Raw genomic sequence first — 24,858 nt, 5'->3', positions numbered from 1 at the left:
GTGCAGTGGGCAGTTGTTATTGGATGGGAAGACTGCGCCGATGCGAGGGGGTGAAACGCTATATATAGAAATATATAGCGAAATGCCGTCAAACGGGAAGCACTGGATTAAAACCGGGCGAGGGCGCCACGCTCCTCACCCGTTCAGGTTCATCACCGGGTCAGTTTTGCCAGAGCGCCTTCAGCCAGTTGCCGGGTCAATTCGGCGGTGCCGAGGTCTTTGCCGAGCGTGAAAGCCTGGCCGGCCCATAGGTTGCTGAATTCGGCTTCGCCCTTCGCGCGCAGCGGCATCAAGGCCCCACCCGCCAGCGGAAAGGCAGGAGCCTTGTCCGACATCGGGCCCAGCTCGCGCATCACCCGATTGAGAATCCCCCGCGCCGGGCGCCCGGTAAACAGATTGGTCACCGCCGTTTCGCTTTCCTTGGCGGTGCGCAAGGCCTTGTGGTGCGACGCACTGACTTTCGCTTCCGGAGTAAACAGATACGCCGTGCCGACCTGAACCGCCGAAGCACCGAGCAGGAACGCTGCCGCCACGCCGCGCGCATCGGCAATCGCACCGGCGGCAATCACCGGCACACTCACGGCGTCGACCACTTGCGGCACCAGGGCAAACGTACCGACCTGGCTGCTCAGGTCGTCGCTGAGAAACATCCCGCGATGGCCGCCGGCCTCGTAACCCATGGCGATGATCGCGTCGCAGCCGTTTTGCTCCAGCCAGATCGCTTCGTCGACGGTGGTTGCCGACGAGATGATTTTCGCGCCGGTCGCTTTCACCCGATCCAGCAAGGTTTTTTCCGGCAGGCCGAAGTGAAAACTCACCACTTCAGGGCGAAATTCTTCCAGCACTTCGCAGGCAGCCGCATCGAACGGCGCGCGGTTGGACACCGGCGTCGGTGCATCGAAGTCGACACCCAGTTCGCGATAGTAGGGTTCCAGCAGGTTTTTCCAGTCACGTGCCTTTTGCTCATCGGCGGCCGGCGGTTGATGGCAGAAGAAGTTGACGTTGAACGGTTTGTTCGTGCCCTGGCGAATGGTCTTCAGTTCTTCGCGCAGTTGCTCGATGGTCAGCATCGCGGCTGGCATTGAACCGAGCCCACCAGCGTTGCACGTCGCGATGACCATGGATGAGTTAGTGGCTCCGGCCATGGGGCCCTGGATGATCGGCAGTTCGATGCCGAACAGGTCAAGAATGCGGGTATCAGGCCATTGGCTCATGGAATAGCTTCTCCGACGACAAAACAGGGCAGGGACGGTAGCTGCTGGTTTTTTTAACGCAAAGCCAACCCCATGACCAGCACAGATTTGTAGCTTTTACAGCTGGCACCGGGTCGGCATTCGGGCCCGATTGGCTAAAGGTCGAGTGGGGCAAAATGTTGCGATGTGCTATTCCAGTGCCTCGACATCCTGAATTTCACCGGTAAGAGGCAGTCATGTTTAAAGGCATTGTGATCGATAAAGACGACAGCGGTTATCGCGCCAACCTGCAGGAAATCAGCGACGAGCAGTTACCGGAGGGCGATGTGACAGTGGATGTCGCTTACAGCACGCTGAACTTCAAGGACGGTCTGGCGATCACCGGCAGCAGCCCGGTGGTGCGCAAGTTTCCGATGGTGCCGGGGATTGATCTGGCGGGCACCGTCGAAGTCAGCTCACACCCGGACTACAAGGTTGGCGACGCGGTGCTGCTCAATGGCTGGGGCGTCGGTGAAAGCCACTGGGGTGGCCTGGCACAGAAAGCGCGATTGAACGGTGACTGGCTGATTCCGCTGCCCAAGGCATTCACCGCCGCGCAAGCCATGGCCATCGGCACCGCGGGCTATACGGCGATGCTGTGCATCATGGCACTGGAGCGCAACGGCGTGACACCGCAACAGGGCGAAGTGCTGGTGACCGGTGCCAACGGTGGCGTCGGCAGCTTTGCCATCGCATTGCTGAGCAAGCTGGGCTACCGCGTGGTCGCTTCGACCGGTCGGGTGTCGGAGCACGAATACCTGAAACAACTGGGCGCTGGCGAAATCATTGATCGCGCCACCCTGTCCGAGCCCGGCAAGCCGCTGGCCAAGGAGCGCTGGGCGGGCGTTATCGATTCGGTCGGCAGCCACACGCTCGCCAATGCCTGCGCCAGCACCCAGGCCGAAGGCACCGTGGCCGCGTGCGGTCTGGCGCAGGGCATGGACTTTCCCGCCTCGGTCGCGCCGTTCATTTTGCGAGGCGTGACGCTGGCCGGGATCAACAGCGTGACCCAGCCCAAGGCCCGCCGCATCGAGGCTTGGGATCGCTTGGCGAAGGATCTGGATTTTGCCCTGCTGCCGCTGATCAGCCATGAAATCGGCCTCGGCGAAGCTATCGACGCGGCACCGAAGTTGCTGGCGGGGCAGCTCCGGGGGCGGGTCGTGGTGGATGTGAATCGCTGATCACTGTCGGGTTTTGTCTTCGCGCTCGAGCAATTCTCGCTTGCGCTCCACGCCCCAGCGGTAGCCCGACAGATTGCCGTCGCTGCGCACCACGCGGTGGCACGGAATGGCCACCGCGAGACTGTTGGCGCCACAAGCCTGGGCCACTGCGCGTACGGCTTTTGGCGAGCCTATACGCAGGGCGATGTCTGCGTAGCTGGCGGTGCTGCCGACCGGTATTTCCCGTAGCGCCTGCCACACCCGTTCCTGAAACGCCGTGCCGCGCACATCCAGCGGCAAATCCAGCCCTATGGCCGGCGTTTCAATGAACCCGACGACGCGCGCGATCAGTTGTTCGAACTCCGCATCGGCGCCGATCAGGTTGGCCCGGCGAAACTGGTCCTGCAGGTCGCACACCAACTGGTGCGGATCGTCCCCCAGCAGGATCGCGCAGATTCCGCGCTCGCTCTGCGCCACCAGAATGGCGCCGAGCGAGCACTGGCCGACGGCGAAGCGGATGTCGTTGTTCTGGCCGGCGGCCCGGAAGTCGCCGGGTTTCATGCCCAGCACCTGATCGGCCGCCTCGTAGAACCGGCTATTGGAATTGAAGCCGGCGTCATACAACGCCTCGGTCACCGATCCGCCGTCCGCCAGACGCTGGCGAACCCGGCGCGAGCGATGCGCGGCGGCGTAGCCTTTGGGCGTAAGCCCCGTTGCGGCTTTGAAGACCCGGTGAAAATGGAAGGCACTCAGGCCGGCGGTCTCGGCGAGATCGTTGAGCGCCGGCAGGCTGTCCGACGCTTCGATCTGGCGACAGGCTGCCGCAACGGTAGCGGCGTGCTGCGCTGCGACTTCGGTCTGATCCTTGCTCACTCGTCTGCTTGGGCGATAGCCCGCGGCTTCGGCTTCTTCGGCGGTGTCGAAGAACTCGACGTTCTGCGGTTTCGGCAATCGCGCCAGGCTGCTGGGGCGGCAATAGATGCCGGTGGTTTTCACGGCGTAGACAAACTGGCCGTCCGCCCGAGGGTCGCGTGCCACGACAGCGGCCCAGCGTGGATCGTCTTCAGTGTTCAGCGAGGTGGAAAGCGTTTTCATGATGGAGAGTCCGTTGACCTGTTGAATGTCAGGTTAACCAGTGCCACCGGCCGGCACACTCCGACCCTTGCGGTCAAACTTTGCAGGATTATCCAGCGGTGCGAAACGTGAGGTTGAAACGCTGTTCGCCAAGGCGCGGGTGGCGGCCAGGCTTGATCGGCAGGATGCCGTGATAGCGCAGTCGGTCGACACCGCCCCAGATCACCATGTCGCCGTGCAGCAGCGAGATTTTCTGGCTCCTGTCACCTCGCGCGAAACCGCCGAACAGGAACGTTGCCGGCAAGCCCAACGACAGCGAAACGATCGGCGCTTCGTAGGCATTTTCGTCCTTGTCCTGATGTAACGACATTTTTGCGCCTGGGACATAACGATTGATCAGGCAGGAATCCGGCATGAAGTCGGCAAATCCGGCGCGTTTCGCTGCTGCCTGGGCCAGTTCGCGAAACACCTCGGGCATCGCTGGCCAGGGTTGATGGCTCACGGGATCTTCGGATGAATAGCGGTAGCCGCTTCGATCGGTGATCCAGCCCAGTGCCCCGCAACTGCTGGTGGCCACCGACATGCTGAAGCCCCCGGGCGTCATCATGTGGCGCAACGGGGCGCAGGCGATGATCGATTCCAGGGCCGGCAATAGCTGCTCGATTTGCGGCAGGGCAAAACCGCGCAGAACCCAGGATTGCTCGCCGATCTGTTCGGCGCGCCGAGGTTGTTCGGATTCTGTGTCGGCGAACAGGTCGAAGGTGGTTTGCATGATCGTCAGGTCGCGTCGTGGAAAATGATGCCCAGAGTATGCCGTGTTCCGCTGTGCAGTCGGCTGACGCCGTGGCGCATGGTCACCCGATAGTCACCGCGCACACCTTTGACCGGTCGCTGATTGACGGCAAAGATCAGCGCGTCGCCTTTTCTCAGGTCCATCACGAGTGGGCGCGACTGCATTCTCGGACGTTGCTCGGTCATGACGAACTCGCCACCGGTGAAATCAGCCCCGGGTGCTGACAGAAGAATCGCCACTTGCAGCGGAAAGACATGTTTACCGTACAGATCCTGATGCAGACAGTTGTAGTCCTGCGGACCGTATTGCAGCAAGAGCGGGGTAGGCCGCAGTTGACCGGCGGCATGGCAGCGCTCGAGAAACTCGCTGTGTCGCTCTGGAAAACGTTCCGGCAGACCCATTCGCTTATGCCAGCGGTTGGCCAGAGGCACGAGCCGTGGGTAAAGCGCGCTGCGCAGGCGTTCCACCACGGGAGGAAGCGGATAGCGCAGGTATTTGTATTCGCCGCGCCCAAAGCCGTGGCGGGACATGATCACTTGTGACCGAAACGGTTCGCTGTGCGGGTAAAGCGCACTCAACCGATCGCAGGTCTGCGGACGCAGCAGCGTGCGGATGACGGCGCAACCGTCGTGATCCAGTTGCTGCTCCAGGGCAATCCAGTCGAGCGCTTCGAGCGGGGAGGCGGGTGAGGGTGACATGCTGATTCCTTGGCTCACATTCAGGTATCAGTCTGAGCCGTTCACCCGGCTGGAACACTCCGTCGCTTGCGGTCGAATTGTCACCCGGTTCTTACAGGGCCTTGCTGACGCTGATGTCGCTGATCACATCGTTGCTCTGGCCGTGCAGAGCATCCAGTGCTGCCTTGGCTTCTTCCGGCGTGCCGTTTTCCAGTTGGGCGAACTCGAAGCGGCGCTCACCGTTGAGTTTGTACTTGATCACGTATTTGGTCGTTTGGGCCACGTTGATGCTTACCTGTCTGCGTTGGCGGAATCGCTCAGCTGAGTTTGGAGCTCGAGCGGCGAATGATCTTGATCGAGTTTGTCAGCGTCGGCTTGCGGGTCACGCTGATCGCCCGGCGGCTGACGGTGTCGATGGTGATGTTCCAGAAACCGGTGCTTGGGGCCGTGATGCGGGCCGGGAACGTGTCGAAAGCACCGCCGTGATAGGTGTGGCGGCCGCCATTCTTGAAGCTGCGGAAGTTGGCGTCGTTCATTAAACGGATATTGCAGGTTTGCGAGCATTGAATGACGACGATGTCGTCTTCGTTGAGGTGCTCGCGCTGGTGAATGAATTTCATGGGCGCCTCCAGAAGGGCTTTTTCTACAAAATCAAAACGATAGCATTGTCGATTGGCGCAGTTTATCAGCCCGGACGGGTTATTATCCGGCCGTCGGGCGCCGCTTTGACAATTAAAAACAGATATTCACGTTTCATGTGGGTTTAATACAGCAGGCCTCGGAGAAAAACGGCATACATGCTGTCGGAAGGTCTTTATTGGAGGTTTTGTATGAAGTGGGGTGTGGTGATTCTGCCATTGGCATTGGCAATGGGTGGTTGCGCAAGCGTTTCGGAAATCAATGAAACCCTGCCGACCATGAACGTCATTTCCGGCAAGAAACCCCATGAATATGCTCAGTGCCTGGCCGAAAAGCTGTCCAGCAGCCGGGGCGCCTTGCAGGTGGAGCGGCACAAGGATGAAGTCAGAGTGATCGTTCCGGGCAAGCTGGGGTCAGGCCCGGCTGCGGTGTTCGACATCGAGGATCGCTCGGGTGGCAGCAGTATCAAGTTGCATGAGCGGATGTCCAATGTACCGCTGCGCCCCTGGGATGTGCGCAAAGCCGCCACGGCCTGCATCTCCGGCTGATAGACTGTCGGCCGTCAGCATTTGATGCCGTCACAGCGTTGCTGAGGCGGCATTCTCATTTCTGGAGAAGTGAATGAAGAGAGAGCAGGTGCGGGAGCGACACAAGGAAGGGCTCATTGCGGCGACCCATGTGATCCAGAACCCGGCGAATCCGGGGGAGTGGATCGTGTTTTTCAAGAAAAGCGCCGGTCGCAGTTACTTCCTGGTCGACGATAACGACGAAGTCGAATCCTTCAACCGGCTCGACGACCTGATCGAGGTCGTGCGCGGGTTGGGGATCAAGTTCGCCGAAATTCACATGTAAGGCTATTTACACACAACCACCACGCTGCGGTTTTTGTAGTTGCCGACGTCGACGCCCAGCGTCTTGTCGCTTTCCTTGGGTGCTGGTGTGCCGTCGGTGCCGACGATGCGATAGCCGGTCCCGGCACAGGACGCATCAGCCTTTTCATAACAGCTGGCCCAGGAATTGGCTTCACCGGAGCAGTCGATGCTCAAGCCTTGTTCGCCGTTGTTAAGGTAGGTGGTCTGCGAAGTAGCGCAGCCGGCCAGGGCTGCGAGCGCAATCAGGGGCAGGCAGTTGATGAAATGGCTTTTTTTCATGGCAGTGTCGTCTTCGAGGAGGAGGGGGCTAGACGCTATGACAGCGCAGGCAGGAAAAGGTTATAGCGTTTGGCCACTTCTTTGTGCGCAGCCCAAAAAAAGCCCTGCGTGAAGGCAGGGCCGGGGTTTGTCGTCGCCGATCAGTCTTGATCCTTGCCGCGACGTTTTGGTGCTGCAGGCGTGTAATCGAGCACCGCGGCTACTTCAATCGCCATCGCTTCAGTGGGCAAAGGCCCGGACACATCTTCGCCGTTGGCGGCAGTGATATGCCACTGGCCATCTTTCGCCTTGGCGACGGTGTATCCGTTGATGATTTTTGCTGCAGACATCTAGCGGCCTCGTTGGCTGGTTCAAAGGCCCCATGATAACGGTAAATCGGCAATTGGGCGCAGGTCGATGCGGCGTACCGAGATCTTTGGGCTAAGCTGATTGCGCAGCCTCTGTATGCGGATTGAACTATCCGCCAGATTATTTCTCTATGTTGACATCGGTTAGCCAGCGCGGGGCATTGTAAGGTGCACGCCGCCTGATTAGACTGCGCCGAAACTCGTACACACAGCCCTTTCAAGGACTTATATGATCAAGAAATGCTTGTTCCCAGCAGCCGGTTACGGTACTCGCTTCCTCCCAGCGACGAAGGCCATGCCCAAAGAAATGCTGCCGGTGGTAAACAAGCCACTGATCCAGTACGGCGTCGAAGAAGCTCTGGATGCTGGCCTGAACGAAATTTCCATCGTGACCGGCCGTGGCAAGCGCGCCCTGGAAGACCACTTCGACATCAGCTATGAGCTGGAAAACCAGATCAAGGGCACCGACAAGGAAAAATACCTGGTCGGCATCCGCAAGCTGTTGGACGAGTGTTCCTTTTCCTACACCCGTCAGACCGAAATGAAAGGCCTGGGTCACGCAATCTTGACCGGCCGCCCACTGATCGGTGATGAGCCGTTCGCCGTGGTGTTGGCGGACGACCTGTGCGTCAACCTCGATGGCGACGGCGTACTGACCCAGATGGTCAAGCTGTACAAGCAGTTCCGCTGCTCGATCATCGCCATTCAGGAAGTCGACCCGCAAGAAACCAGCAAGTACGGCGTGATCGCTGGCGAAATGATCCGCGACGACATCTACCGCGTACACAGCATGGTCGAGAAGCCAAAGCCGGAAGACGCGCCGTCGAACCTGGCGATCATCGGCCGTTACATCCTGACCCCGGACATCTTCGACCTGATCGAACAGACCGAGCCAGGCAAGGGTGGTGAAATCCAGATCACCGACGCCTTGATGAAACAAGCCCAGAACGGCTGCGTGATGGCCTACAAGTTCAAGGGCAAGCGTTTCGACTGCGGTGGTGCTGAAGGCTACATCGAGGCGACCAACTTCTGCTTCGAGAACTTCTACAAGACTGGCAAGGCTTACTGATAGCGCCTTATCTGCTTGCACGAAAAAGCCACCTTCGGGTGGCTTTTTCATTTTCCGCCCCTATATCGGCAGGAGTGCTTGCCCAACGGGCGACGACGGGTATGCTGATCGCCTGCCGAGGAGATAGAAATGGCCTACGATTTTGACCTTTATGTGATTGGTGCCGGTTCCGGTGGTGTGCGGGCTGCGCGTTTTGCTGCCGGGTTCGGTGCGAAAGTGGCGGTGGCCGAGAGCCGTTATCTTGGCGGAACCTGCGTCAACGTCGGTTGCGTACCGAAAAAACTGTTGGTGTATGGCGCCCATTTTGCCGAAGACTTCGAGCAGTCTTCGGGTTTCGGGTGGAGTCTGGGTGAAGCGGATTTCGATTGGGCCACGCTGATTGCCAACAAGGATCGCGAGATCAATCGTCTGAACGGCATTTATCGCAATCTGCTGGTCAACAGCGGTGTGACCTTGCATGAGGCTCACGCGAAAATCGTTGGTCCGCACGAAGTCGAGGTCAACGGTGAGCGATACACCGCGAAGAATATTCTGATCGCCACCGGTGGCTGGCCGCAGATCCCCGAGATTCCGGGGCATGAGCATGCAATCAGCTCGAACCAGGCGTTCTTCCTCAAAGAACTGCCCAAGCGTGTACTGGTCGTCGGTGGCGGTTACATTGCCGTCGAATTTGCCGGGATTTTCCATGGCCTGGGCGCGAACACGACGTTGTTGTATCGCGGGGATCTGTTCCTGCGCGGCTTCGACGGTTCGGTGCGTAACCATTTGAAGGAAGAACTGACCAAGCGCGGTATGGATCTGCAATTCAATGCCGATATTGCCCGCATCGACAAGCAATCGGATGGCAGCCTGAAGGCGACTCTCAAGGATGGTCGCGTACTGGAAGCGGATTGTGTGTTCTACGCCACCGGCCGACGTCCGATGCTGGACAACCTGGGGTTGGAGAACACTGATGTGCAGCTCGACGACAAAGGCTTCATCAAGGTCGATGAGCAATACCAGACCACCGAGCCATCAATCCTGGCGCTGGGCGATGTCATCGGTCGTGTGCAGCTGACGCCAGTGGCGCTGGCTGAAGGCATGGCGGTGGCGCGACGTCTGTTCAAGCCTGAGCAATACCGTCCGGTGGATTACAAGATGATCCCGACGGCGGTGTTCAGTCTGCCGAACATCGGCACCGTCGGCTTGACCGAAGAAGAGGCGCGGGAAGCGGGTCACGACGTCGTGATCTACGAAAGCCGCTTCCGGCCGATGAAGCTGACCCTGACTGACTGTCAGGAGCGCACGCTGATGAAGCTGGTGGTCGATGGCAAGTCCGACAAGGTGCTGGGCTGTCACATGGTCGGGCCGGATGCCGGCGAGATCGTGCAGGGTCTGGCAATTGCACTGAAGGCTGGCGCCACCAAGCGTGACTTCGACGACACCATCGGGGTACACCCGACGGCGGCCGAAGAATTTGTCACCATGCGTACGCCGGTCGGCGCTTAAGTCTTTTTCAGTTCTGCTGCGTCTGGCGCTGCCGCAACGGTGGTGGCCAGGCGCAGACTGTTTTGCGCCTTGGTCAATTCCTTCTCCAATGACTGATTGAGCTGCGACTGCTCGTCGACGTTCTGCTTGAGCGTCTGGCTTTCCAGCAGAGCCACGCGCAGGCGTTCCTGGAGGAGGGTGCGCTCGCTGTCGACTCGAGATGCTTGCTCCAGCAGTTGATCCTGACGCTGATTGCTGTGCTTGAGCTGATCCTGCATCAGACTCAGTTCGCGTACGGTGCCGCGATTCTCGGTCAGCAGACGTTCGTTGTCGCGGTGCAACTGAGTGATCTCGTCCTGACGTACCAGGGCGCTTTGCTGCGCCTGGCGCAACTCCATCTGCAATTGTTGCACCTGGCTTTCATGACGGCTTTGCTCCTGCTCGCGCTGTTCCTTGATGGCGTTGCGATAGTGCTCAAGCGCATCGCGGGCGTGCAGGTGCTTCTCTTCCAGCGAGCGGATCTGCTCGTCCTTGTCCTGCAGGCGCAATTCAAAATCCGCCAGTGCCTGATTCAGCCCGGCGTTGCGGGTCTGCTCGGTCTGCAGCATTGAGCGTGTATCACTCAGTGCTTCGGATTCCTTGGCTAGCGCGGCAGTCTGAATGTCGTGTTTCTTCTCCAGTTGCGCATGATCCTGACGAAGCTGATTCAGTTCGTCCTCCAGTGCCTGACGCTGTTGCTCGTACTGCTCGCGTGCCTGATCAATCGGCTCTTGCGCCTGTTCTTTCAGGCGTTGTGCAAGGCGCGTGACGAGCGCCAGCAGTTCGTCATCGATGGGTTCTGCCGACGGATCCGCTGGCTCGCTGCCATCATCCAGTTCTTTTAGATAGCGATGAATCGTGGTTTTTGAGCCCGTATTGCCCAGCTCGATGCGTACTGCATCGATACTGGGGTGTTCGCCACGGGCGAGGATCGCTGCGCGCGCGATCTGGACTACTGCTTTGTTAACGCCGCCACGGGCCATATCTGCTCCTATCATTTCGTACTGTGGTACATGCCACTAAAGTACGCAGTGTACCATGTTGAAAATAAAGTGAAATAAGCGCCGATAAACGGACGGGATATACTGGTATTACCCCATGTGAAACCCATAAAATCCGTTTCCGCACGAACCCTCAGTACGCCACGAGAAAATCAGCCCATGAGCGATATCGATCGCTACTTGCAAGCAGCAACTCGCGACAACACCCGCCGCAGTTATCGCGCGGCCATCGAGCACTTCGAATCCGGGTGGGGAGGGTTCCTGCCGGCCACAGCGGACAGCGTCGCGCGGTATCTGGTGGCGCATGCGGGCGTGCTGTCGGTCAACACGCTGAAGTTGCGTCTGTCGGCACTGGCGCAGTGGCACAACAGCCAAGGCTTCGCCGATCCCACCAAGTCGCCGGTGGTGCGCAAAGTGTTCAAGGGCATTCGCGCCCTGCATCCCGCGCAGGAAAAACAGGCCGAGCCACTCCAACTGCGCGATCTTGAGCAGACCGTCGCCTGGCTTGAGCAGGAAATGAAAGACGCCCGGGAACAACAGGACCGGCCGCTGCTGCTCCGAGCCTGCCGCGACCGGGCGTTGATCCTGCTGGGCTTCTGGCGCGGCTTTCGCAGTGATGAACTGTGTCGGGTGCAGATCGAGCATGTGCAGGCGCACGCCGGCAGTGGCATCACCTTGTACCTGCCGCGCAGCAAAGGCGATCGAGAAAACCTCGGGCAGACCTATCAGGCCCCGGCGCTGCTGAAGTTGTGCCCGGTGCAGGCATATATCGATTGGATCACCGAGGCAGCACTGGTGCGAGGATCGGTGTTTCGCGCCGTCGACCGCTGGGGCAACCTGAGCGAAGAGGGGTTGCACGCCAACAGCGTGATTCCGTTGCTGCGTCAGGCCCTGGAGCGGGCCGGGATCTCCGCTGAGCGCTACACCAGCCACTCCCTGCGTCGCGGCTTCGCAACATGGGCCCATCAAAGCGGCTGGGATCTTAAATCATTGATGAGTTACGTGGGCTGGAAGGATATGAAGTCCGCCATGCGCTATGTTGAAGCGAGCCCCTTTCACGGGATGGCCCGGATTACGGATAAGCCGCTGTCGCCGATATCGTTTTCTTCTATTAATACCTTCAGCTAATAGCGAAAACAAATCAGCAGCATCAGGTTTGCCAATGAGCCATCCGTCGAGTGACTGGGTAGGATTCACCCATCGAATTCACAACCCTGACGGAGAGTCATCAATGCCTATCATCAACAGCCAAGTAAAACCGTTCAAAGCTACCGCGTTCAAAAACGGCGACTTCGTACAAGTCTCGGACGCTGACCTGAAAGGCAAATGGTCCGTAGTGTTTTTCTACCCGGCCGACTTCACTTTCGTTTGCCCAACCGAACTCGAAGACCTGGCTGACAACTACGCCGCCTTCCAGAAACTGGGCGTAGAGATCTACAGCGTTTCGACCGACACCCACTTTGCCCACGCTGCCTGGCACAACACTTCGCCAGCCATCGGCAAAATCCAGTACACCATGATTGGCGACCCGACCCAGGTCATCTCCCGCAACTTCGACGTGTTGATCGAAGAAGCAGGTCTGGCAGATCGTGGCACCTTCGTGATCAACCCTGAAGGTCAGATCAAAATCGTTGAACTGAACGATGGCGGCGTTGGCCGTGACGCTTCCGAGCTGCTGCGCAAAATCAAGGCTGCTCAGTACGTCGCTGCTCACCCAGGCGAAGTTTGCCCGGCCAAATGGAAAGAAGGCGAGGCCACACTGGCTCCGTCCCTGGACCTGGTCGGCAAGATCTAAGTCTGTGACACACGCAATGCAGGGCGGGACTCCGCACCTACTCAAGTAAGCTGCACCGCCCAATAGAAAAGCCCGGGCGAGATTCGCTCGGGCTTTTTTTCGCCTCAAATAAAGTCAGGAGATCGCCCGTATGTTGGACGCCAATCTTAAAGCCCAGTTGAAATCGTACCTGGAACGGGTCACCCAGCCGATCGAGATCGTTGCATCACTCGACGACGGTGCGAAATCCCGTGAAATGCTCGACCTGCTGAAAGACGTTGCCAGTCTTTCGCACCAAATTACCTTGATCGACAGTGGCGACGATGCACGCAAACCGTCGTTCTCGATCAACCGCCCCGGTGCCGACATCAGCCTGCGTTTCGCCGGCATCCCGATGGGCCATGAATTCACTTCGCTGGTGCTGGCCCTGCTGCAAGTCGGCGGCCATCCTTCGAAGGCCAGTGTCGAAGTGATCGAACAGATCCGCTCGCTCAAGGGCGAGTTCAACTTCGAGACGTACTTCTCGCTGTCCTGCCAGAACTGCCCGGACGTTGTTCAGGCATTGAACCTGATGGCCGTGCTGAACCCGAATATCCGCCACGTCGCCATCGACGGCGCGCTGTTCCAGGACGAAGTCAACGATCGCAAGATCATGGCTGTGCCGAGCATTTACCTGAACGGCGAAAACTTCGGCCAGGGCCGTATGGGCCTGGAAGAAATCCTCGCCAAACTCGACACTGGCGCCATCGAGCGTCAGGCGGAGAAAATCAGCGCCAAGCAAGCCTTTGATGTGCTGGTGGTTGGCGGTGGCCCGGCCGGTGCTTCGGCGGCGATCTATGCCGCACGTAAAGGCATTCGCACCGGTGTGGCGGCCGAGCGCTTCGGCGGTCAGGTGCTGGACACCATGGCCATCGAAAACTTCATTTCCGTGCAGGAAACCGAAGGCCCGAAACTGGCGACCGCGCTGGAAGAACACGTCAAGCAGTACGACGTCGACATCATGAACCTGCAGCGCGCCGACAAGCTGATCCCGGGCAAGAATGGCGAGCTGCATGAAGTCCACTTCGCGAGCGGCGCGACCCTAAAGGCCAAGAGCGTGATTCTGGCGACCGGTGCGCGGTGGCGTGAAATGAACGTGCCGGGCGAGCAGGAATACCGCAACAAAGGCGTGGCGTACTGCCCGCACTGCGACGGGCCGCTGTTCAAAGGCAAGCGCGTGGCGGTGATTGGCGGCGGTAACTCCGGCGTCGAAGCGGCCATTGACCTGGCCGGTATTGTATCCCACGTCACTTTGCTGGAATTTGACGTACAGCTGCGCGCCGACGCCGTATTGCAACGCAAGCTGCACAGCCTGCCGAACGTCACCGTGATCACCAGTGCGCTGACCACTGAAGTCACCGGCGATGGTCAGAAGGTCAACGGTCTGCGCTACAAGGATCGCAATACTGACGAGCTGCGCACTGTCGAGCTGGAAGGGATCTTCGTGCAGATCGGTCTGCTGCCCAACACCGCCTGGCTCAAAGGCACCATCGAGCTGTCGCCGCGCGGCGAGATCATCGTCGACAACCGCGGTGAAACCTCGATCCCCGGCATCTTCGCCGCCGGTGACGTGACCACTGTGCCGTACAAGCAGATCGTGATTGCAGTAGGCGAGGGCGCCAAGGCTTCCCTCAGCGCTTTCGATCACCTGATTCGCACGTCGGCTCCGGCGTAAATCCCGGGCCTGAAAAAGAAAAACCCCATCAGCGATGATGGGGTTTTTTCTTTGCGGGGGTGCTTTCTACCCAGGTTCAGCTTTACAGCGGCGCCGGCTGGATGATCTCGACCCAGTAGCCATCCGGATCCTTGATGAACGCCAAGCTCTTCATGCGGCCATCGGTCAGGCGCTTCTGGAAATCGCAGCCAAGTTCTTCAAAGCGCGCGCAGGCAGCGACGATGTCCGGTACCGAGATGCAGATGTGGCCGAAACCGCGCGGGTCGGTGTTGCCGTTGTGGTAGGCGAAATCAGCGTCGTTCTCGGTGCCGTGGTTGTGGGTCAGTTCCAGAATGCCGGGAATCGACTTCATCCACTCGGTGCGGGCGGCGGCGTCGGCCGGAATCTGCGATTTGTCGACCAGGGCGAGGAAGTACAGGCTGAATTCCGCTTCCGGGAAATCACGCTTCTCTACCAGCGAGAAACCCAGTACGCGGGTGTAGAAATCCAGCGACTTGGTGATGTCTTTGACGCGCAGCATGGTGTGATTGAACACGAAGTGGCGGGTTGCGCTGTCCGGGGTGGCGGTGACGCCAGGGAAGGTGTTCAGTTCTTGCAGGCTCATGGGCCCTCCGTAAAAAATTGGGGCGAGTGAATGGGCGCAATGATACGCATGCCTGGCAGCATCGCCAAACCGAAAGCGCGGGCTTGCCCTGCGAGCGGGCGGGCCTCAGACTTTACGGCTCAATCCGCGAGTGCCTCTGGTAATGATCCGACCGTTCAAATCGCTGTTCGTTTTCCTGGGTTTTTCTCTGCTGGCGCTCCCGGCCTTTGCCGAGGCGCCGAGCATCACCTGGCCCGCCGGCTGGGAAGTCGAGGCGTTACCCGAAACCTCCCCGCAAGTCTCCCGTCAACGCGCGGTGAAGACTGACGCCAATGGCAATCAGGTCATGGTGATGGAGTTGACGATGACCCGCGTGGAAAGTGGTCATCAGGTCAACTTGCAAGGCGTATTGCTTGAGATGCGCAAGTCGGTGCAGAAAGACTTTTTCCAGAGCGGTTATCAGAGTGTCTGCAACAAGGTTCACGCGAGTACGCTGGGCTCGCTGACAGCGCTTGAGACCACTTGTACGGTGACTGAAAACGGCCGTCATGTGTTGTCGCAAACATTGGTTGCAGCGGTCGAGGCGGATAAAGCCTATGTACTTTCGTATGCAGGGCAGGCGGAGGTTTATAAGGCCAGCGGCGACGACATAGTGGCTGCGCGAAACAGCTTGAAATTCTAGTCGTCTGTTCGGGGTCAGTCTGGTGTTAGATACCGGAACTGATTAAACATAAAGTTAATCTCCGGCTAACGGGGCAACATTCGGAAGCATAGTTTCAGCGCGAGAGCGATTTGAAACTCAACTTGCCCGCCAGAAAAATCGTTGCATTTGTTAAATATTGTCCGAAAAAAAGCCCTGCATATGCAGGGCTTTCATGTTTGCAAGGGATTAACCGCGCAACCAGGAGTCAACGGTGGCTGCACCGTATTGTTCCTTCCAGGCCTTCAGGCCGCGGTGATTGCCACCTTTGGTCTCGATCAGCTCGCCGGTGTGTGGATTCTGATAGACCTTGACCACGCGAGCGCGGCGGGTTTTAGGTGCGGCGGTCAGTTGCAGACCGGATTTCGCCGGGTTCGGATCGAGAATGGCGATGATGTCTTTCAGGCCTTTGCCGTAGGTTTTCATCAGCCCCTGGAGCTTTTCTTCGAATTCGATTTCTTTCTTGAGCCCGGCATCGTTCTTCAGCGATTCCAGCTGCTTGAGCTGTTCTTGAAGGGCCTTTTCAGCTGCACGAAATTCAGCGAGTCTGGACAATATCTTTACTCCAATAGTGTGTTTGGCTGATACCAACCGCAAACAAAGCTATAAGCCAAGAGCCTCGAAGCGACTCGGTGATAATGGCTCACCTGCCCATCTTGCAACAGGTAAGAAAAATTGTAGTAGTTAATGCGGCAAGAGTAAATCCTGACTTTTTCTTCATGTAACAACAAGGCTGTTTTGTATCAATTTGGTGCGGACTGTCGGCGAGTCAGGATTTATCCAGAGAAGTTAATGATGAGTTAATGCTTCGATGAAGTCTGCAGCCGGCATCGGTTTGCCGAAAAGGTAGCCCTGCAAAAAGTTGACATGGTGGGCGGCCAGATAATCACACTGGGCTTGCGTCTCCACACCTTCGGCCACAATGCCCAAATCCAGCTTGGTCGAGAGCTCAATGATGGTGTCCAGAATGTGCCGGGACAGGGCATCTTTATCGATCATGGCGACGAATGTCTGGTCGATTTTGAGGAAGTCGACATTGAATGTTCTCAAGTAGCCAAGACTTGAATGGCCGGTGCCAAAGTCGTCGATCGCGATCTTCACGCCCATTGCACGCAGCTGCGCGAACAGTTGATGGGTAATGTCGGACGGCTCGATCAGTTCGCGTTCGGTCAATTCCAGGACCAGAGTGATGCTGCCGGGCCGAAAGGCTGACAAAAATTCACGGCAATCCTCAACCAGCTCAAGATCGCGGCAGTGGCTGGCGGTAATGTTGATGCCGATGTGGAAGGGCGCCTCGAAGGTTGGTGACAACGGCCCCAGTATGGCCGCGGTCTGCTGCATCAAGGCGCGGGTCATCGGTACGATCAGCCCGGAGTGTTCGGCAAACGGTATGAACAGATCCGGACGCACCAAGCCTTCCTTGGGATGGTTCCAGCGCATCAGCACTTCCGCGCCCGACCACCGTTTACTGTCACCGTGCACCACCGGTTGAAAGTACGGAATGAATTCTCCTGCCTCCAATGCCCGACGCATCTCGTGACTGGGCGACGTCGAGCGCTTCTGCAGGGTGTAGCCGATCACCCCCGATACCGCACCAAAGAACATCAGCAGGCTGAACAATGGCGGATACTCTTCTTTCATGTAACGCCAGGTTTCTCCTGGCGCAAAAGCGGCTGTTACCGAGAACGCATAGTGCGATGAGTGCAAGGTACTTTGTGCAACCGGCAGCGCGGGCAGGGCGCCTTGATGCACTTTGCCGTCGGCGCTGAGCCAGTTGTTGCCGACTTGCAGGAGCAACAGTGTGTGTCGGCCGATCAGACGCAGGATGTTGCTCAGGTGATAGCCGTCCAGCGTGGTGAGCGCGCCGCCGCGGCCTTCGCTCAGGCGATAGACCAGCAGCGCGGTGTCAGGCGTGACCGGGTTGCCGTTCATGAGCCACAATTTGCCCTGGGCGTAATCGCCCGGATTCACGGCCTCCTTGAAGTCACCGAACAGCGAACTGCAATAGAGATTGTCGTCCCACACCAGATTGGTCGAGCGCACGAACGGGCGCCGGGTGACTTGTTCGCGTAAAGCCAGCTTGACGGTCTCGCAGGTCTGGCCGGCCAAAGGCAACAGTTCGCGGGCGGCTTGGGCGGTGTTGTCCAGCATCAATTCGAACTGACGCAGGGCTTCATCGGCGGTGTGTTGCGAACTCTGCTGAAGGGCGCGTCCGGCCTGCATATAAAGAATCACACTGCCGAGTGCGATCGGCAGCAAGCCGCACAGCAAAGTCATTATTATCCGGGTGCTGCGCTTGCGGCGGGGCCTGACAGTCAGTGGCATGGGCGCATCCTGTCGCAATGGAGTGGGGCTCTAGATGGCAGGCGAAGCGTGCGCGCAAAGCCCAGGGTCTGAGCCCATGATAGATGGCCAATGACGCCTGCGCTGCTCAACGGTAATCCAGCCGTGTTGCCAGTTGAATGAATGCCAGCGTGGCGGGCGATGCCTGGCGCTGATCCAGTACCGCCAGTCCGACCTGTCGAGTGACCGCAGGGGATAGCAGTCGCTTGACATAGCGCGGGTCTGGGTCGGAAGGCAACGAACCTTAGGCTACCACGGTCATCGCATCGCCCCGGCCAACGGCATCGAGGGTGTGAGCAACTGCGCGTAGCGATAGCGAATGTTCGGGCTCTGCCGGGCGGCGTTGAATAGGCGCGGAACTTTCTGGCGGGCATCTGGCTGTGCAACAAACCCCTTGCAGCGGGCCGAAAAAAGCGGATTTTATAGAGAGGGCAGACAACCCTATTTACGCTGTGTAGAATCGGGTTACGCATACAATAATAATCGTCTTCTGGCAGCAGAAGCCTCGCCCGCAAGAGCCTTGGGTCGACAATGAAGATATTCGGGTTTCAACTGATCTACGGTGACTTCCTCGCCCGCAGTGTGCGTGGCATCTCCTGTGCGCCACCCATCGGTCTCAGCATTACTGACAAATAACTCTGGTTAATTGATAAGAATGATGAGGCGCCAACCATGGCAGATTTATACGAAAACCCAATGGGCCTGATGGGCTTCGAGTTCATCGAGTTCGCATCGCCCACACCTGGCACCCTGGAGCCGATCTTCGAGATCATGGGCTTCACCAAGGTCGCGACCCACCGTTCCAAGAACGTGCACCTCTATCGCCAGGGCGCGATCAACCTGATCCTCAACAACGAACCCCACAGCGTTGCTTCCTACTTCGCGGCCGAGCACGGGCCGTCGGTATGCGGCATGGCGTTCCGGGTCAAGGATTCGCAGAAGGCTTACAAACGCGCATTGGAGCTCGGCGCCCAGCCAATCCACATCGAAACCGGTCCGATGGAACTGAACCTGCCGGCGATCAAAGGCATTGGCGGCGCGCCGCTTTACCTGATCGACCGTTTCGGCGAAGGCAGCTCGATCTATGACATCGACTTCGTGTTCCTCGAAGGCGTTGACCGCAACCCGGTCGGTGCCGGCCTGAAGATCATCGACCACCTGACCCACAACGTGTATCGCGGTCGCATGGCCTACTGGGCTAACTTCTACGAGAAGCTGTTCAACTTCCGCGAAATCCGTTACTTCGACATCAAGGGCGAATACACCGGCCTCACCTCGAAAGCGATGACCGCGCCGGACGGCATGATCCGCATCCCGCTCAACGAAGAATCGTCGAAGGGCGCCGGGCAGATCGAAGAGTTCCTGATGCAGTTCAATGGCGAAGGCATCCAGCACGTGGCGTTCCTCACTGACGACCTGGTCAAGACCTGGGATCAGCTGAAGAAGATCGGCATGCGCTTCATGACCGCGCCGCCGGACACCTACTACGAAATGCTCGAAGGCCGCCTGCCGAACCACGGCGAGCCGGTGGATCAACTGCAATCGCGCGGCATCCTGCTCGATGGCGCATCGGACAAGGAAGACAAGCGTCTGCTGCTGCAGATATTCTCGGAAACCCTGATGGGGCCGGTGTTCTTCGAATTCATCCAGCGCAAAGGCGACGATGGTTTCGGCGAGGGCAACTTCAAGGCACTGTTCGAATCGATCGAACGTGACCAGGTGCGTCGTGGCGTTCTCGCTACCGAGTAATCCGCATCAGATGTAAAAAAGCCCGGCCTGCAGAAATGCAGGCCGGGCTTTTTATTGCGCGTCTTAAGGGCGCCGTTGGCGCATCAAATGCTTGAACCCTTCGAACACCAGCACCACCACGGCGAGCCAGATCGGGATGTAGGTCAGCCATTCACCGGGTTTGATGCTCTCGCCGAGCAGCAGCGCCACACCGAGCAGCAACACCGGTTCCACGTAACTCAACAAACCGAACAGGCTGAACGGCAGCAAGCGGCTGGCAATGATGTAGACCACCAGCGCCGACGCACTGATCAGGCCGAGCAGCGGAATCAGCCACGTCAGCGCCGGGTACTGATCGAACACGCCGAAACCCTGTTCGCCGCCGCGCACAAACCAGTACGCCACCGGCAGCATCAGCGTCATGTCGACCCACAAACCGCCGAGGTTGTCGGTCTTGAGGTATTTGCGCAGCACGAAATACAACGGGTAACCGACGACCACCACCAGCGTCGCCCAGGAAAACCCGCCGACCTGATACAACTCGTTCAACACCCCGAGGCTGGCAAAAAACACCGCGACTTTTTGCAGGTACGACAGGCTTTCGCCATAAGCGATGCGTCCGGTCAGCACCATGGCCAGCGGCAACAGGAAGTAGCCCAGCGACACGTCGAGGCTGTAGCCATTAAGCGGCGCCCACATGAACAACCACAACTGCACGCCGAGCAGCGCTGACGAAACGACCAAGCCACCGATCAACTTCGGTAGCGCAGGAATCCGACGCAGCAGCTCCAGCACCCGCCGCCATTCGCCGGACAACAACATGAACACGGTCATGCAGGGCACGGTCAGCAGCATCCGCCAACCGAAGATTTCCACGCCGCTCAACGGGGTGAGCAACGAGGTGTAGTAATACATGACGGCAAACAGCGTCGATGCTGTCACCGATAAAACAATGCCTTTAGACAAACTGTCCTCGCGGGTGTGATGGTGAAACGGGGCGCGCAGGATACGTGGTTTTTGTGGTGAATATTGGCCGAGTGATCAATATTTCCAACATTCGACACAGGTCCCGTGAGAGCGGGAACCTGTGTCGAAGCATAGGTGCTTAAGCCTGATGCGGTTTGCGCCCCGACACAAAATGGCTCACATCATTAAACCCCGGCGTAGACGCATGCCCCGGCGTCACCAGCGAGTCGATAAACGCCTCATCCTCGGCCGTAATCTTCACCGCCTGCGCCTTGGTGTACGCATCCCACTGTTCTTCCGTGCGCGGCCCGACAATCGCCGACGTCACTGCGCCGTTGTTCAACACCCAGGCAATCGCAAACTCGACAATCCCGACCCCACGCTCCTGGGTGTATTGCTGAATCTGCTGGGCAATGCGCAACGATTCCACCCGCCACTCGGTTTCCAGAATCCGCTTGTCTTGCCGTCCGGCGCGGCTATTGGCGTCCGGGGTCACGTCCGGTGCGTACTTGCCGCTGAGCACGCCACGGGCCAGCGGGCTGTAAGGCACGACGCCGAGGCCGTAAGTCTGAGCGGCGGTGATCTGCTCGGTTTCGGCCTGACGGTTGACGATGTTGTACAGCGGCTGGCTGATCACCGGGCGATCGACGCCGAGTTTGTCCGCCACGCGGATCACCTCGGCAATCCGCCAACCGCGATAGTTCGACAGGCCCCAATAACGGATCTTGCCCTGGCGAATCAGGTCGCCAATCGCCGAGATCGTCACTTCCAGCGGGGTGTTGTGGTCTTCGCGGTGCAGGTAATAGATGTCGAGGTAGTCGGTGCCGAGCCGGGTCAGGCTGGCCTCCAGACCATTGAAGATGTGCTTGCGGCTCAAGCCGCTGCGGTTCGGCACGCCATCCACCGGGCCGAAACCGATTTTGGTCGCCAGCACCCATTCATGCCGATGACGGGCGATGGCTTCGCCGACGATCTCTTCCGAGCGGCCGTTGGTATAGACGTCGGCGGTGTCGATGAAGTTGATGCCCTGATCCCAGGCCTTGTCGATGATGCGCAGCGAGTCTTCTGCGCTGGTCTGCTCGCCGAACATCATCGTGCCGAGAGTGAGGGTGGACACCTGCAACCCCGAGTGACCCAGTGTGCGATAGCTCATGCCGAAATCCTTTTGTCGGTGGGAAAGCTTCCATCAAATACCAGAAGCGCCCGGCGCGGCAAAGTGAATTTATCGCCGCAACGCCTCGCAACGCTCGCGCAAAAACGCCTGCAACACCTTGACCCGTTCCGACACCTGCACCCGGTGCGGGCACAGCAGATTGAACGGCACGCTCTCGCCCAGCCAGTCATCGAATAGCGTCAGCAGCCGCCCGGCACGCACGTCTTCGGCCACGTCGAGCCAGGCCTTGTAGGCGATCCCGTGCCCGGCAAGCGCCCAGCGGCGGGCGACTTCGCCGTCGTCGCTGAGGTAGTCGCCGCGCACTTCGACCTCGACCGTTTCGTCCTCGCGATGGAAGCGCCAGGTGTTATAGGGCCGGCCGTTGCGCAGGTAGAGCAGGGCGCTGTGCTCGCTCAATTCGGCAGGATTTTGCGGTGTACCGTGGCGTTCCAGATACGCATGACTGGCGCAGGCCACGCGGCGATGCTCAGGCAGAATCGGCAACGCCACCAGCGTCGAATCACTCGGCACGCCAAAGCGCAGCGCCACATCCACCGTCTCGCGAAACAGATCCGCATGCCGGTCGTTGAGCAGCAATTGCAGTTGAATGTGCGGGTGCTCGCGCTTGAAACCGTCCAGCCACGGCAGCAACACGTTGCGCCCGAAGTCCGACGGCGCCGCCAGTTGCAACACGCCGCTCAGGCCTTCGGTCTGTTGCTTCAGCGCCTGTTCGCCCTCGGCCAATGTGGCCAGTGCCAGGCGCACGCTTTCCAGATAGCGCCGGCCCTCTTCGGTCAGACGCATGCTGCGCGTGGAGCGGGCGAACAGGCGGATGCCGAGGCGGGTTTCCAGGCGTTTCAGCGCAATGCTGGCGGCGGCCGGTGTCAACTCCAGCGCCCGGGCGGCGGCGGAAATGCTGCCGGAGTCGGCGGTACGGACGAAGATCTCAAGATCCAAAATCGAACTCATTGGTAAAAATCCTTTAAAGATCCTTCCGATTTACCGGGATTTTTCTGCGATTGGCAACCGGGGAAGATGCAATCTCCTCAAACCCACCGGAGAACTCCCTTGAAACCACTCGACAACCAGACTGTTGTGGTCATCGGCGGCAGCAGCGGCATTGGCGCCGCCGTCGCGTCGAACGCCGCGGAACGTGGCGCCCGTGTTTATTCGGTCGGGCGCCGTGTTGAAACGTCCGAAACCCATGACGGTGTCCGTCACGAAACTGCCGATGTCACCGATGACGCTTCGCTGCGTCAACTGTTCGAACGCATTGGCGCCCTCGATCATCTGGTGATCACCGCCGGGCCGAGCGTCAGCGCCAAGCCTCTGGCCGACAGCGATCTGCTCCAGGCGCAGCAGGCCTTCGACGTGAAATTCTGGGGCACCTTGCGCGCCATTCAAGCGGCACTGCCGTACCTGAGCGAGCGGGCCAGCATCACCCTGACGTCGGGTTTGCTGTCGCGCAAATTCGTAGCGGGGCAATTCATCAAGACCACGTTGAATGGCGCGCTGGAAGCTCTGGCCAAACAACTGGCCAAGGAGCTGGCGCCGCGCCGGGTCAACGTGATCAGCCCCGGCGTGACCGACACTGAAGCGTACGCCGGCATGGATGAGATCCAACGCACCGCGATGTTCGCCCGTACCTCGGCGGCGCTGCCGGTAGGCCGGATCGGCACGCCACAGGACCTGGCCGCCGCGTTTATGCTGGTCATGGAAAACGGCTTCATCAGCGGCAGCATCATTGATGTCGATGGAGGTGGATTGTTATGACCTGGCACTTCGATCACCTGGCGTTCAATGCGCCGGACGGGCAACCGATTCAGGACGCCTTCAATGTATTGCTGGGATTGACGCCAGGGCGGCGGCCTCCGTTTCCGTTTCCCGGGCGGTGGTTGTACCAGGATGGGGAGGCGTTGGTGCATGTGATTGAGCAGCCGGCGCTGGATGAGGCGGCGTTGAGTCATATTGCGTTTCGTACGGATGAAGACGCGGCGGTGGTTTTGAAGCGGGTGCAGGGCAGTGGACTGCCGTATCAGGTGGGGCAGGTGCCGGAGGATGGGATCTGGCAGATTTTTGTGCAAATGCCGGGGGGGGTGGTGCTGGAACTGGATGTAAAAACAAGCATTCTGTGACTCTCGTTCCCACGCTTTGCGTGGGAGCGATCTGAAATCAAGCCATAATTTTTTGGCTGCGGTACTTTTCACATCCAGCATATTGTCCTTTGGTTTTTGAACTTTTCAGTTCGATCAGCGCACTTGGCTATAAATGAGTGTTGGTTATTCCAAAATGCACGTGGAGACTGTCAGAACTGACAGTAGAAATTTTCTTCGCGACATACCAAACTTTATTCAAGTGCCAAGTGTTATTGCGATCAGTATTTCACCTGATATCAAACGTGCAAAATTTACTTCACTGAGTAAAACAGCCAGCCTGAATCGATCTACGTCAAAAGGAATAAATCATGCCTGTCAAACAGAATCAGCCACCGGCACAACTTCCGGCGCCCCTGCCAAATGCCCTTGCAACGGCTCTTGGCCCTGCCGCTCCCATGTTTCCGCCCGGGGTGCCAAAAGCCGCCTCGGCACCGATACTCGACACCTCGAATCGTGTTGTTCAGCACGCTCTTCCGGTTTTTGCAAGGAATGGGCAAACGCTCACTATATATTTGTCAAATACGACCCAGAACCAGTCCTGGACTCTTCACAGTGAGATACTAGATCAAAAATTGTTGTCAGCTATATTCAATGATCAGAACGGTATATACAGGTGGTCGGGGCTCTGGGGCGCGCTAACCAGTAATCAGGTCCCACTAGGGATCTATGACATAGTTATCACATATGCGACTTCTCCAACTTCGCTAGTCATCGTTTCGGCACCGTTAAACATTACGTATTTTTAATTAAGGCAAAAAGCCAGAGCGGGGACTGAGCCGGACAGCACGGCAAGGTCGTAATTAAAGATGCTGGTGAAGTCCAGTTATTTTGAAAGTTGATCAGTAGAAACAAGAAGCCTGCCTTTGTGGGGTATGTGAAAGCCAGGCAATCTGACCGATGTATCCAAAAATGCTCCCGTATTAAAGAAACGGAGCATTTTCGTCATGGGCTGCTCGGTGGCGGATTTATTTTTCGGAATCTTTTGTGCGTTTAAGTCTGGTGTTTAAGGGACACGTTCAGACACGCACCTCAGGCTACACAACCTTGCGCCGTTGCCTACGACTGCGCCAGAATCCGCCGGCTTGTGCGCTT

27 protein-coding genes and 1 pseudogene are annotated in these 24,858 nt (G+C 58.5%); 12 read left to right on the top strand and 16 right to left on the bottom strand.

Going from position 1 to position 24,858, the window contains the following annotated elements; genetic code table 11:
- Positions 1-152: 152 nt before the first annotated feature.
- On the bottom strand, positions 153-1,214 hold the full coding sequence (locus CAF77_RS06085) for a nitronate monooxygenase family protein (protein WP_064381387.1): 1,062 nt from the start codon (positions 1,212-1,214) through the stop codon (positions 153-155).
- 215 nt (positions 1,215-1,429) lie between these two features.
- Here CAF77_RS06085 and CAF77_RS06080 point away from each other — a divergent pair, with 215 nt between their 5' ends.
- Positions 1,430-2,413 (top strand): MDR family oxidoreductase, encoded by a 984-nt coding sequence (locus CAF77_RS06080; protein WP_064381390.1) that lies wholly within the window; start codon positions 1,430-1,432, stop codon positions 2,411-2,413.
- Here CAF77_RS06080 and ada read toward each other — a convergent pair whose 3' ends face one another.
- From ada to CAF77_RS06060, 5 genes are all read right to left on the bottom strand, one after another.
- Positions 2,414-3,487 (bottom strand): bifunctional DNA-binding transcriptional regulator/O6-methylguanine-DNA methyltransferase Ada, encoded by a 1,074-nt coding sequence (gene ada / locus CAF77_RS06075; RefSeq protein ID WP_064381392.1) that lies wholly within the window; start codon positions 3,485-3,487, stop codon positions 2,414-2,416.
- 88 nt (positions 3,488-3,575) lie between these two features.
- Complete coding sequence (gene alkB / locus CAF77_RS06070) at positions 3,576-4,238, bottom strand: DNA oxidative demethylase AlkB (protein WP_064381394.1); 663 nt, start codon at positions 4,236-4,238, stop codon at positions 3,576-3,578.
- 5 nt (positions 4,239-4,243) lie between these two features.
- Positions 4,244-4,957: a 2OG-Fe(II) oxygenase gene (locus tag CAF77_RS06065; RefSeq protein ID WP_064381396.1), complete on the bottom strand. Its 714-nt coding sequence runs from the start codon at positions 4,955-4,957 to the stop codon at positions 4,244-4,246.
- Between the two features lie 91 nt (positions 4,958-5,048).
- Entirely contained in the window at positions 5,049-5,219 is a 171-nt protein-coding gene (locus tag CAF77_RS29300; protein ID WP_170928922.1) for a hypothetical protein, read from the bottom strand.
- Between the two features lie 34 nt (positions 5,220-5,253).
- Positions 5,254-5,556, bottom strand: coding sequence for a DUF1883 domain-containing protein (locus CAF77_RS06060; RefSeq protein WP_064381399.1), 303 nt, complete (start codon positions 5,554-5,556; stop codon positions 5,254-5,256).
- Positions 5,557-5,766: 210 nt separating this feature from the next.
- Here CAF77_RS06060 and CAF77_RS06055 point away from each other — a divergent pair, with 210 nt between their 5' ends.
- Together CAF77_RS06055 and CAF77_RS06050 are read left to right on the top strand one after the other, a co-directional pair.
- Complete coding sequence (locus CAF77_RS06055) at positions 5,767-6,123, top strand: hypothetical protein (protein ID WP_064381402.1); 357 nt, start codon at positions 5,767-5,769, stop codon at positions 6,121-6,123.
- Between the two features lie 73 nt (positions 6,124-6,196).
- On the top strand, positions 6,197-6,427 hold the full coding sequence (locus tag CAF77_RS06050) for a hypothetical protein (protein ID WP_011334337.1): 231 nt from the start codon (positions 6,197-6,199) through the stop codon (positions 6,425-6,427).
- Between the two features lie 2 nt (positions 6,428-6,429).
- Here the strand turns inward: CAF77_RS06050 and CAF77_RS06045 are convergent, their stop codons facing one another.
- Entirely contained in the window at positions 6,430-6,726 is a 297-nt protein-coding gene (locus CAF77_RS06045; RefSeq protein ID WP_064381403.1) for a hypothetical protein, read from the bottom strand.
- Positions 6,727-6,866: 140 nt separating this feature from the next.
- Positions 6,867-7,055, bottom strand: coding sequence for a hypothetical protein (locus CAF77_RS06040; RefSeq protein ID WP_041475286.1), 189 nt, complete (start codon positions 7,053-7,055; stop codon positions 6,867-6,869).
- 247 nt (positions 7,056-7,302) lie between these two features.
- On the opposite strand from CAF77_RS06040, the gene galU reads away from it, so the two are divergent.
- Entirely contained in the window at positions 7,303-8,142 is an 840-nt protein-coding gene (gene galU / locus CAF77_RS06035) for a UTP--glucose-1-phosphate uridylyltransferase GalU (protein WP_039768735.1), read from the top strand.
- A 129-nt stretch (positions 8,143-8,271) separates the two neighbouring features.
- A complete protein-coding gene (gorA, locus tag CAF77_RS06030) occupies positions 8,272-9,630 on the top strand; it encodes a glutathione-disulfide reductase (RefSeq protein ID WP_064381405.1) in 1,359 nt (452 codons plus the stop codon).
- On the opposite strand, the gene CAF77_RS06025 is transcribed toward gorA, so the two are convergent.
- Complete coding sequence (locus CAF77_RS06025; protein ID WP_064381407.1) at positions 9,627-10,631, bottom strand: DNA-binding protein; 1,005 nt, start codon at positions 10,629-10,631, stop codon at positions 9,627-9,629. The two genes, gorA and CAF77_RS06025, sit on opposite strands and share 4 nt — an antisense overlap.
- Before the next feature lie 177 nt (positions 10,632-10,808).
- On the opposite strand from CAF77_RS06025, the gene CAF77_RS06020 reads away from it, so the two are divergent.
- From CAF77_RS06020 to ahpF, 3 genes are all read left to right on the top strand, one after another.
- Entirely contained in the window at positions 10,809-11,777 is a 969-nt protein-coding gene (locus tag CAF77_RS06020; protein ID WP_085654168.1) for a site-specific integrase, read from the top strand.
- Between the two features lie 103 nt (positions 11,778-11,880).
- On the top strand, positions 11,881-12,444 hold the full coding sequence (ahpC, locus tag CAF77_RS06015) for an alkyl hydroperoxide reductase subunit C (protein WP_007958941.1): 564 nt from the start codon (positions 11,881-11,883) through the stop codon (positions 12,442-12,444).
- 130 nt (positions 12,445-12,574) lie between these two features.
- Positions 12,575-14,137: an alkyl hydroperoxide reductase subunit F gene (gene ahpF / locus CAF77_RS06010; protein ID WP_085654167.1), complete on the top strand. Its 1,563-nt coding sequence runs from the start codon at positions 12,575-12,577 to the stop codon at positions 14,135-14,137.
- An 82-nt stretch (positions 14,138-14,219) separates the two neighbouring features.
- Here ahpF and gloA read toward each other — a convergent pair whose 3' ends face one another.
- Positions 14,220-14,741, bottom strand: coding sequence for a lactoylglutathione lyase (gene gloA / locus CAF77_RS06005; protein WP_064381412.1), 522 nt, complete (start codon positions 14,739-14,741; stop codon positions 14,220-14,222).
- Between the two features lie 142 nt (positions 14,742-14,883).
- On the opposite strand from gloA, the gene CAF77_RS06000 reads away from it, so the two are divergent.
- The gene (locus CAF77_RS06000; RefSeq protein ID WP_064381414.1) at positions 14,884-15,402 is read left to right on the top strand and encodes a DUF4946 domain-containing protein; all 519 of its coding nucleotides are present in this window, start codon (positions 14,884-14,886) and stop codon (positions 15,400-15,402) included.
- A 207-nt stretch (positions 15,403-15,609) separates the two neighbouring features.
- Here CAF77_RS06000 and CAF77_RS05995 read toward each other — a convergent pair whose 3' ends face one another.
- The 3 genes and pseudogenes from CAF77_RS05995 to CAF77_RS29475 form a co-directional block, all read right to left on the bottom strand.
- Positions 15,610-15,975, bottom strand: a complete 366-nt coding sequence (locus CAF77_RS05995; RefSeq protein WP_064381416.1) for a histone-like nucleoid-structuring protein, MvaT/MvaU family — start codon at positions 15,973-15,975, stop codon at positions 15,610-15,612.
- Positions 15,976-16,209: 234 nt separating this feature from the next.
- Positions 16,210-17,745 carry an EAL domain-containing protein gene (locus CAF77_RS05990; protein WP_064381419.1) on the bottom strand — a complete coding sequence of 512 codons (1,536 nt, stop codon included), beginning with the start codon at positions 17,743-17,745 and terminating at the stop codon, positions 16,210-16,212.
- A gap of 106 nt (positions 17,746-17,851) precedes the next feature.
- Positions 17,852-18,123, bottom strand: a pseudogene (locus CAF77_RS29475) (LysR substrate-binding domain-containing protein); the annotation flags it as partial.
- A 312-nt stretch (positions 18,124-18,435) separates the two neighbouring features.
- Between CAF77_RS29475 and hppD the strand changes: the two are divergent.
- Complete coding sequence (hppD, locus tag CAF77_RS05980; RefSeq protein WP_011334325.1) at positions 18,436-19,512, top strand: 4-hydroxyphenylpyruvate dioxygenase; 1,077 nt, start codon at positions 18,436-18,438, stop codon at positions 19,510-19,512.
- 63 nt (positions 19,513-19,575) lie between these two features.
- Here hppD and rarD read toward each other — a convergent pair whose 3' ends face one another.
- The 3 genes from rarD to CAF77_RS05965 all read right to left on the bottom strand — a co-directional run bounded on the left by rarD (position 19,576) and on the right by CAF77_RS05965 (position 22,579).
- A complete protein-coding gene (rarD, locus tag CAF77_RS05975) occupies positions 19,576-20,457 on the bottom strand; it encodes an EamA family transporter RarD (RefSeq protein WP_064381420.1) in 882 nt (293 codons plus the stop codon).
- Positions 20,458-20,596: 139 nt separating this feature from the next.
- Positions 20,597-21,610, bottom strand: coding sequence for an aldo/keto reductase (locus tag CAF77_RS05970; RefSeq protein WP_064381423.1), 1,014 nt, complete (start codon positions 21,608-21,610; stop codon positions 20,597-20,599).
- A 69-nt stretch (positions 21,611-21,679) separates the two neighbouring features.
- Positions 21,680-22,579, bottom strand: coding sequence for a LysR family transcriptional regulator (locus tag CAF77_RS05965; protein ID WP_064381426.1), 900 nt, complete (start codon positions 22,577-22,579; stop codon positions 21,680-21,682).
- A gap of 66 nt (positions 22,580-22,645) precedes the next feature.
- Between CAF77_RS05965 and CAF77_RS05960 the strand changes: the two genes are divergently transcribed.
- Together CAF77_RS05960 and CAF77_RS05955 are read left to right on the top strand one after the other, a co-directional pair.
- Positions 22,646-23,383: an SDR family oxidoreductase gene (locus CAF77_RS05960; RefSeq protein ID WP_064381428.1), complete on the top strand. Its 738-nt coding sequence runs from the start codon at positions 22,646-22,648 to the stop codon at positions 23,381-23,383.
- Positions 23,380-23,745 carry a hypothetical protein gene (locus CAF77_RS05955; RefSeq protein WP_064381429.1) on the top strand — a complete coding sequence of 122 codons (366 nt, stop codon included), beginning with the start codon at positions 23,380-23,382 and terminating at the stop codon, positions 23,743-23,745. The genes CAF77_RS05960 and CAF77_RS05955 overlap by 4 nt, the downstream gene beginning before the upstream one ends.
- Positions 23,746-24,858: the final 1,113 nt, after the last annotated feature.

Origin of the sequence: Pseudomonas sp. R15(2017) (assembly GCF_002112685.1) — a bacterium.
GTDB lineage: Bacteria > Pseudomonadota > Gammaproteobacteria > Pseudomonadales > Pseudomonadaceae > Aquipseudomonas > Aquipseudomonas glycinae.
This window is presented reverse-complemented; position numbering and strand designations above follow the sequence as displayed.

What these genes read in the sequence shown, in the direction of transcription:
- CAF77_RS06085 (WP_064381387.1), bottom strand. Translation starts at nt 1,214, where the DNA reads ATGAGCCAATGGCCTGATACCCGCATTCTTGACCTGTTCGGCATCGAA.
- CAF77_RS06080 (WP_064381390.1), top strand. Translation starts at nt 1,430, where the DNA reads ATGTTTAAAGGCATTGTGATCGATAAAGACGACAGCGGTTATCGCGCC.
- ada (WP_064381392.1), bottom strand. Translation starts at nt 3,487, where the DNA reads ATGAAAACGCTTTCCACCTCGCTGAACACTGAAGACGATCCACGCTGG.
- alkB (WP_064381394.1), bottom strand. Translation starts at nt 4,238, where the DNA reads ATGCAAACCACCTTCGACCTGTTCGCCGACACAGAATCCGAACAACCT.
- CAF77_RS06065 (WP_064381396.1), bottom strand. Translation starts at nt 4,957, where the DNA reads ATGTCACCCTCACCCGCCTCCCCGCTCGAAGCGCTCGACTGGATTGCC.
- CAF77_RS06060 (WP_064381399.1), bottom strand. Translation starts at nt 5,556, where the DNA reads ATGAAATTCATTCACCAGCGCGAGCACCTCAACGAAGACGACATCGTC.
- CAF77_RS06055 (WP_064381402.1), top strand. Translation starts at nt 5,767, where the DNA reads ATGAAGTGGGGTGTGGTGATTCTGCCATTGGCATTGGCAATGGGTGGT.
- CAF77_RS06050 (WP_011334337.1), top strand. Translation starts at nt 6,197, where the DNA reads ATGAAGAGAGAGCAGGTGCGGGAGCGACACAAGGAAGGGCTCATTGCG.
- CAF77_RS06045 (WP_064381403.1), bottom strand. Translation starts at nt 6,726, where the DNA reads ATGAAAAAAAGCCATTTCATCAACTGCCTGCCCCTGATTGCGCTCGCA.
- CAF77_RS06040 (WP_041475286.1), bottom strand. Translation starts at nt 7,055, where the DNA reads ATGTCTGCAGCAAAAATCATCAACGGATACACCGTCGCCAAGGCGAAA.
- galU (WP_039768735.1), top strand. Translation starts at nt 7,303, where the DNA reads ATGATCAAGAAATGCTTGTTCCCAGCAGCCGGTTACGGTACTCGCTTC.
- gorA (WP_064381405.1), top strand. Translation starts at nt 8,272, where the DNA reads ATGGCCTACGATTTTGACCTTTATGTGATTGGTGCCGGTTCCGGTGGT.
- CAF77_RS06025 (WP_064381407.1), bottom strand. Translation starts at nt 10,631, where the DNA reads ATGGCCCGTGGCGGCGTTAACAAAGCAGTAGTCCAGATCGCGCGCGCA.
- CAF77_RS06020 (WP_085654168.1), top strand. Translation starts at nt 10,809, where the DNA reads ATGAGCGATATCGATCGCTACTTGCAAGCAGCAACTCGCGACAACACC.
- ahpC (WP_007958941.1), top strand. Translation starts at nt 11,881, where the DNA reads ATGCCTATCATCAACAGCCAAGTAAAACCGTTCAAAGCTACCGCGTTC.
- ahpF (WP_085654167.1), top strand. Translation starts at nt 12,575, where the DNA reads ATGTTGGACGCCAATCTTAAAGCCCAGTTGAAATCGTACCTGGAACGG.
- gloA (WP_064381412.1), bottom strand. Translation starts at nt 14,741, where the DNA reads ATGAGCCTGCAAGAACTGAACACCTTCCCTGGCGTCACCGCCACCCCG.
- CAF77_RS06000 (WP_064381414.1), top strand. Translation starts at nt 14,884, where the DNA reads ATGATCCGACCGTTCAAATCGCTGTTCGTTTTCCTGGGTTTTTCTCTG.
- CAF77_RS05990 (WP_064381419.1), bottom strand. Translation starts at nt 17,745, where the DNA reads ATGCCACTGACTGTCAGGCCCCGCCGCAAGCGCAGCACCCGGATAATA.
- hppD (WP_011334325.1), top strand. Translation starts at nt 18,436, where the DNA reads ATGGCAGATTTATACGAAAACCCAATGGGCCTGATGGGCTTCGAGTTC.
- CAF77_RS05970 (WP_064381423.1), bottom strand. Translation starts at nt 21,610, where the DNA reads ATGAGCTATCGCACACTGGGTCACTCGGGGTTGCAGGTGTCCACCCTC.
- CAF77_RS05965 (WP_064381426.1), bottom strand. Translation starts at nt 22,579, where the DNA reads ATGAGTTCGATTTTGGATCTTGAGATCTTCGTCCGTACCGCCGACTCC.
- CAF77_RS05960 (WP_064381428.1), top strand. Translation starts at nt 22,646, where the DNA reads ATGCAATCTCCTCAAACCCACCGGAGAACTCCCTTGAAACCACTCGAC.
- CAF77_RS05955 (WP_064381429.1), top strand. Translation starts at nt 23,380, where the DNA reads ATGACCTGGCACTTCGATCACCTGGCGTTCAATGCGCCGGACGGGCAA.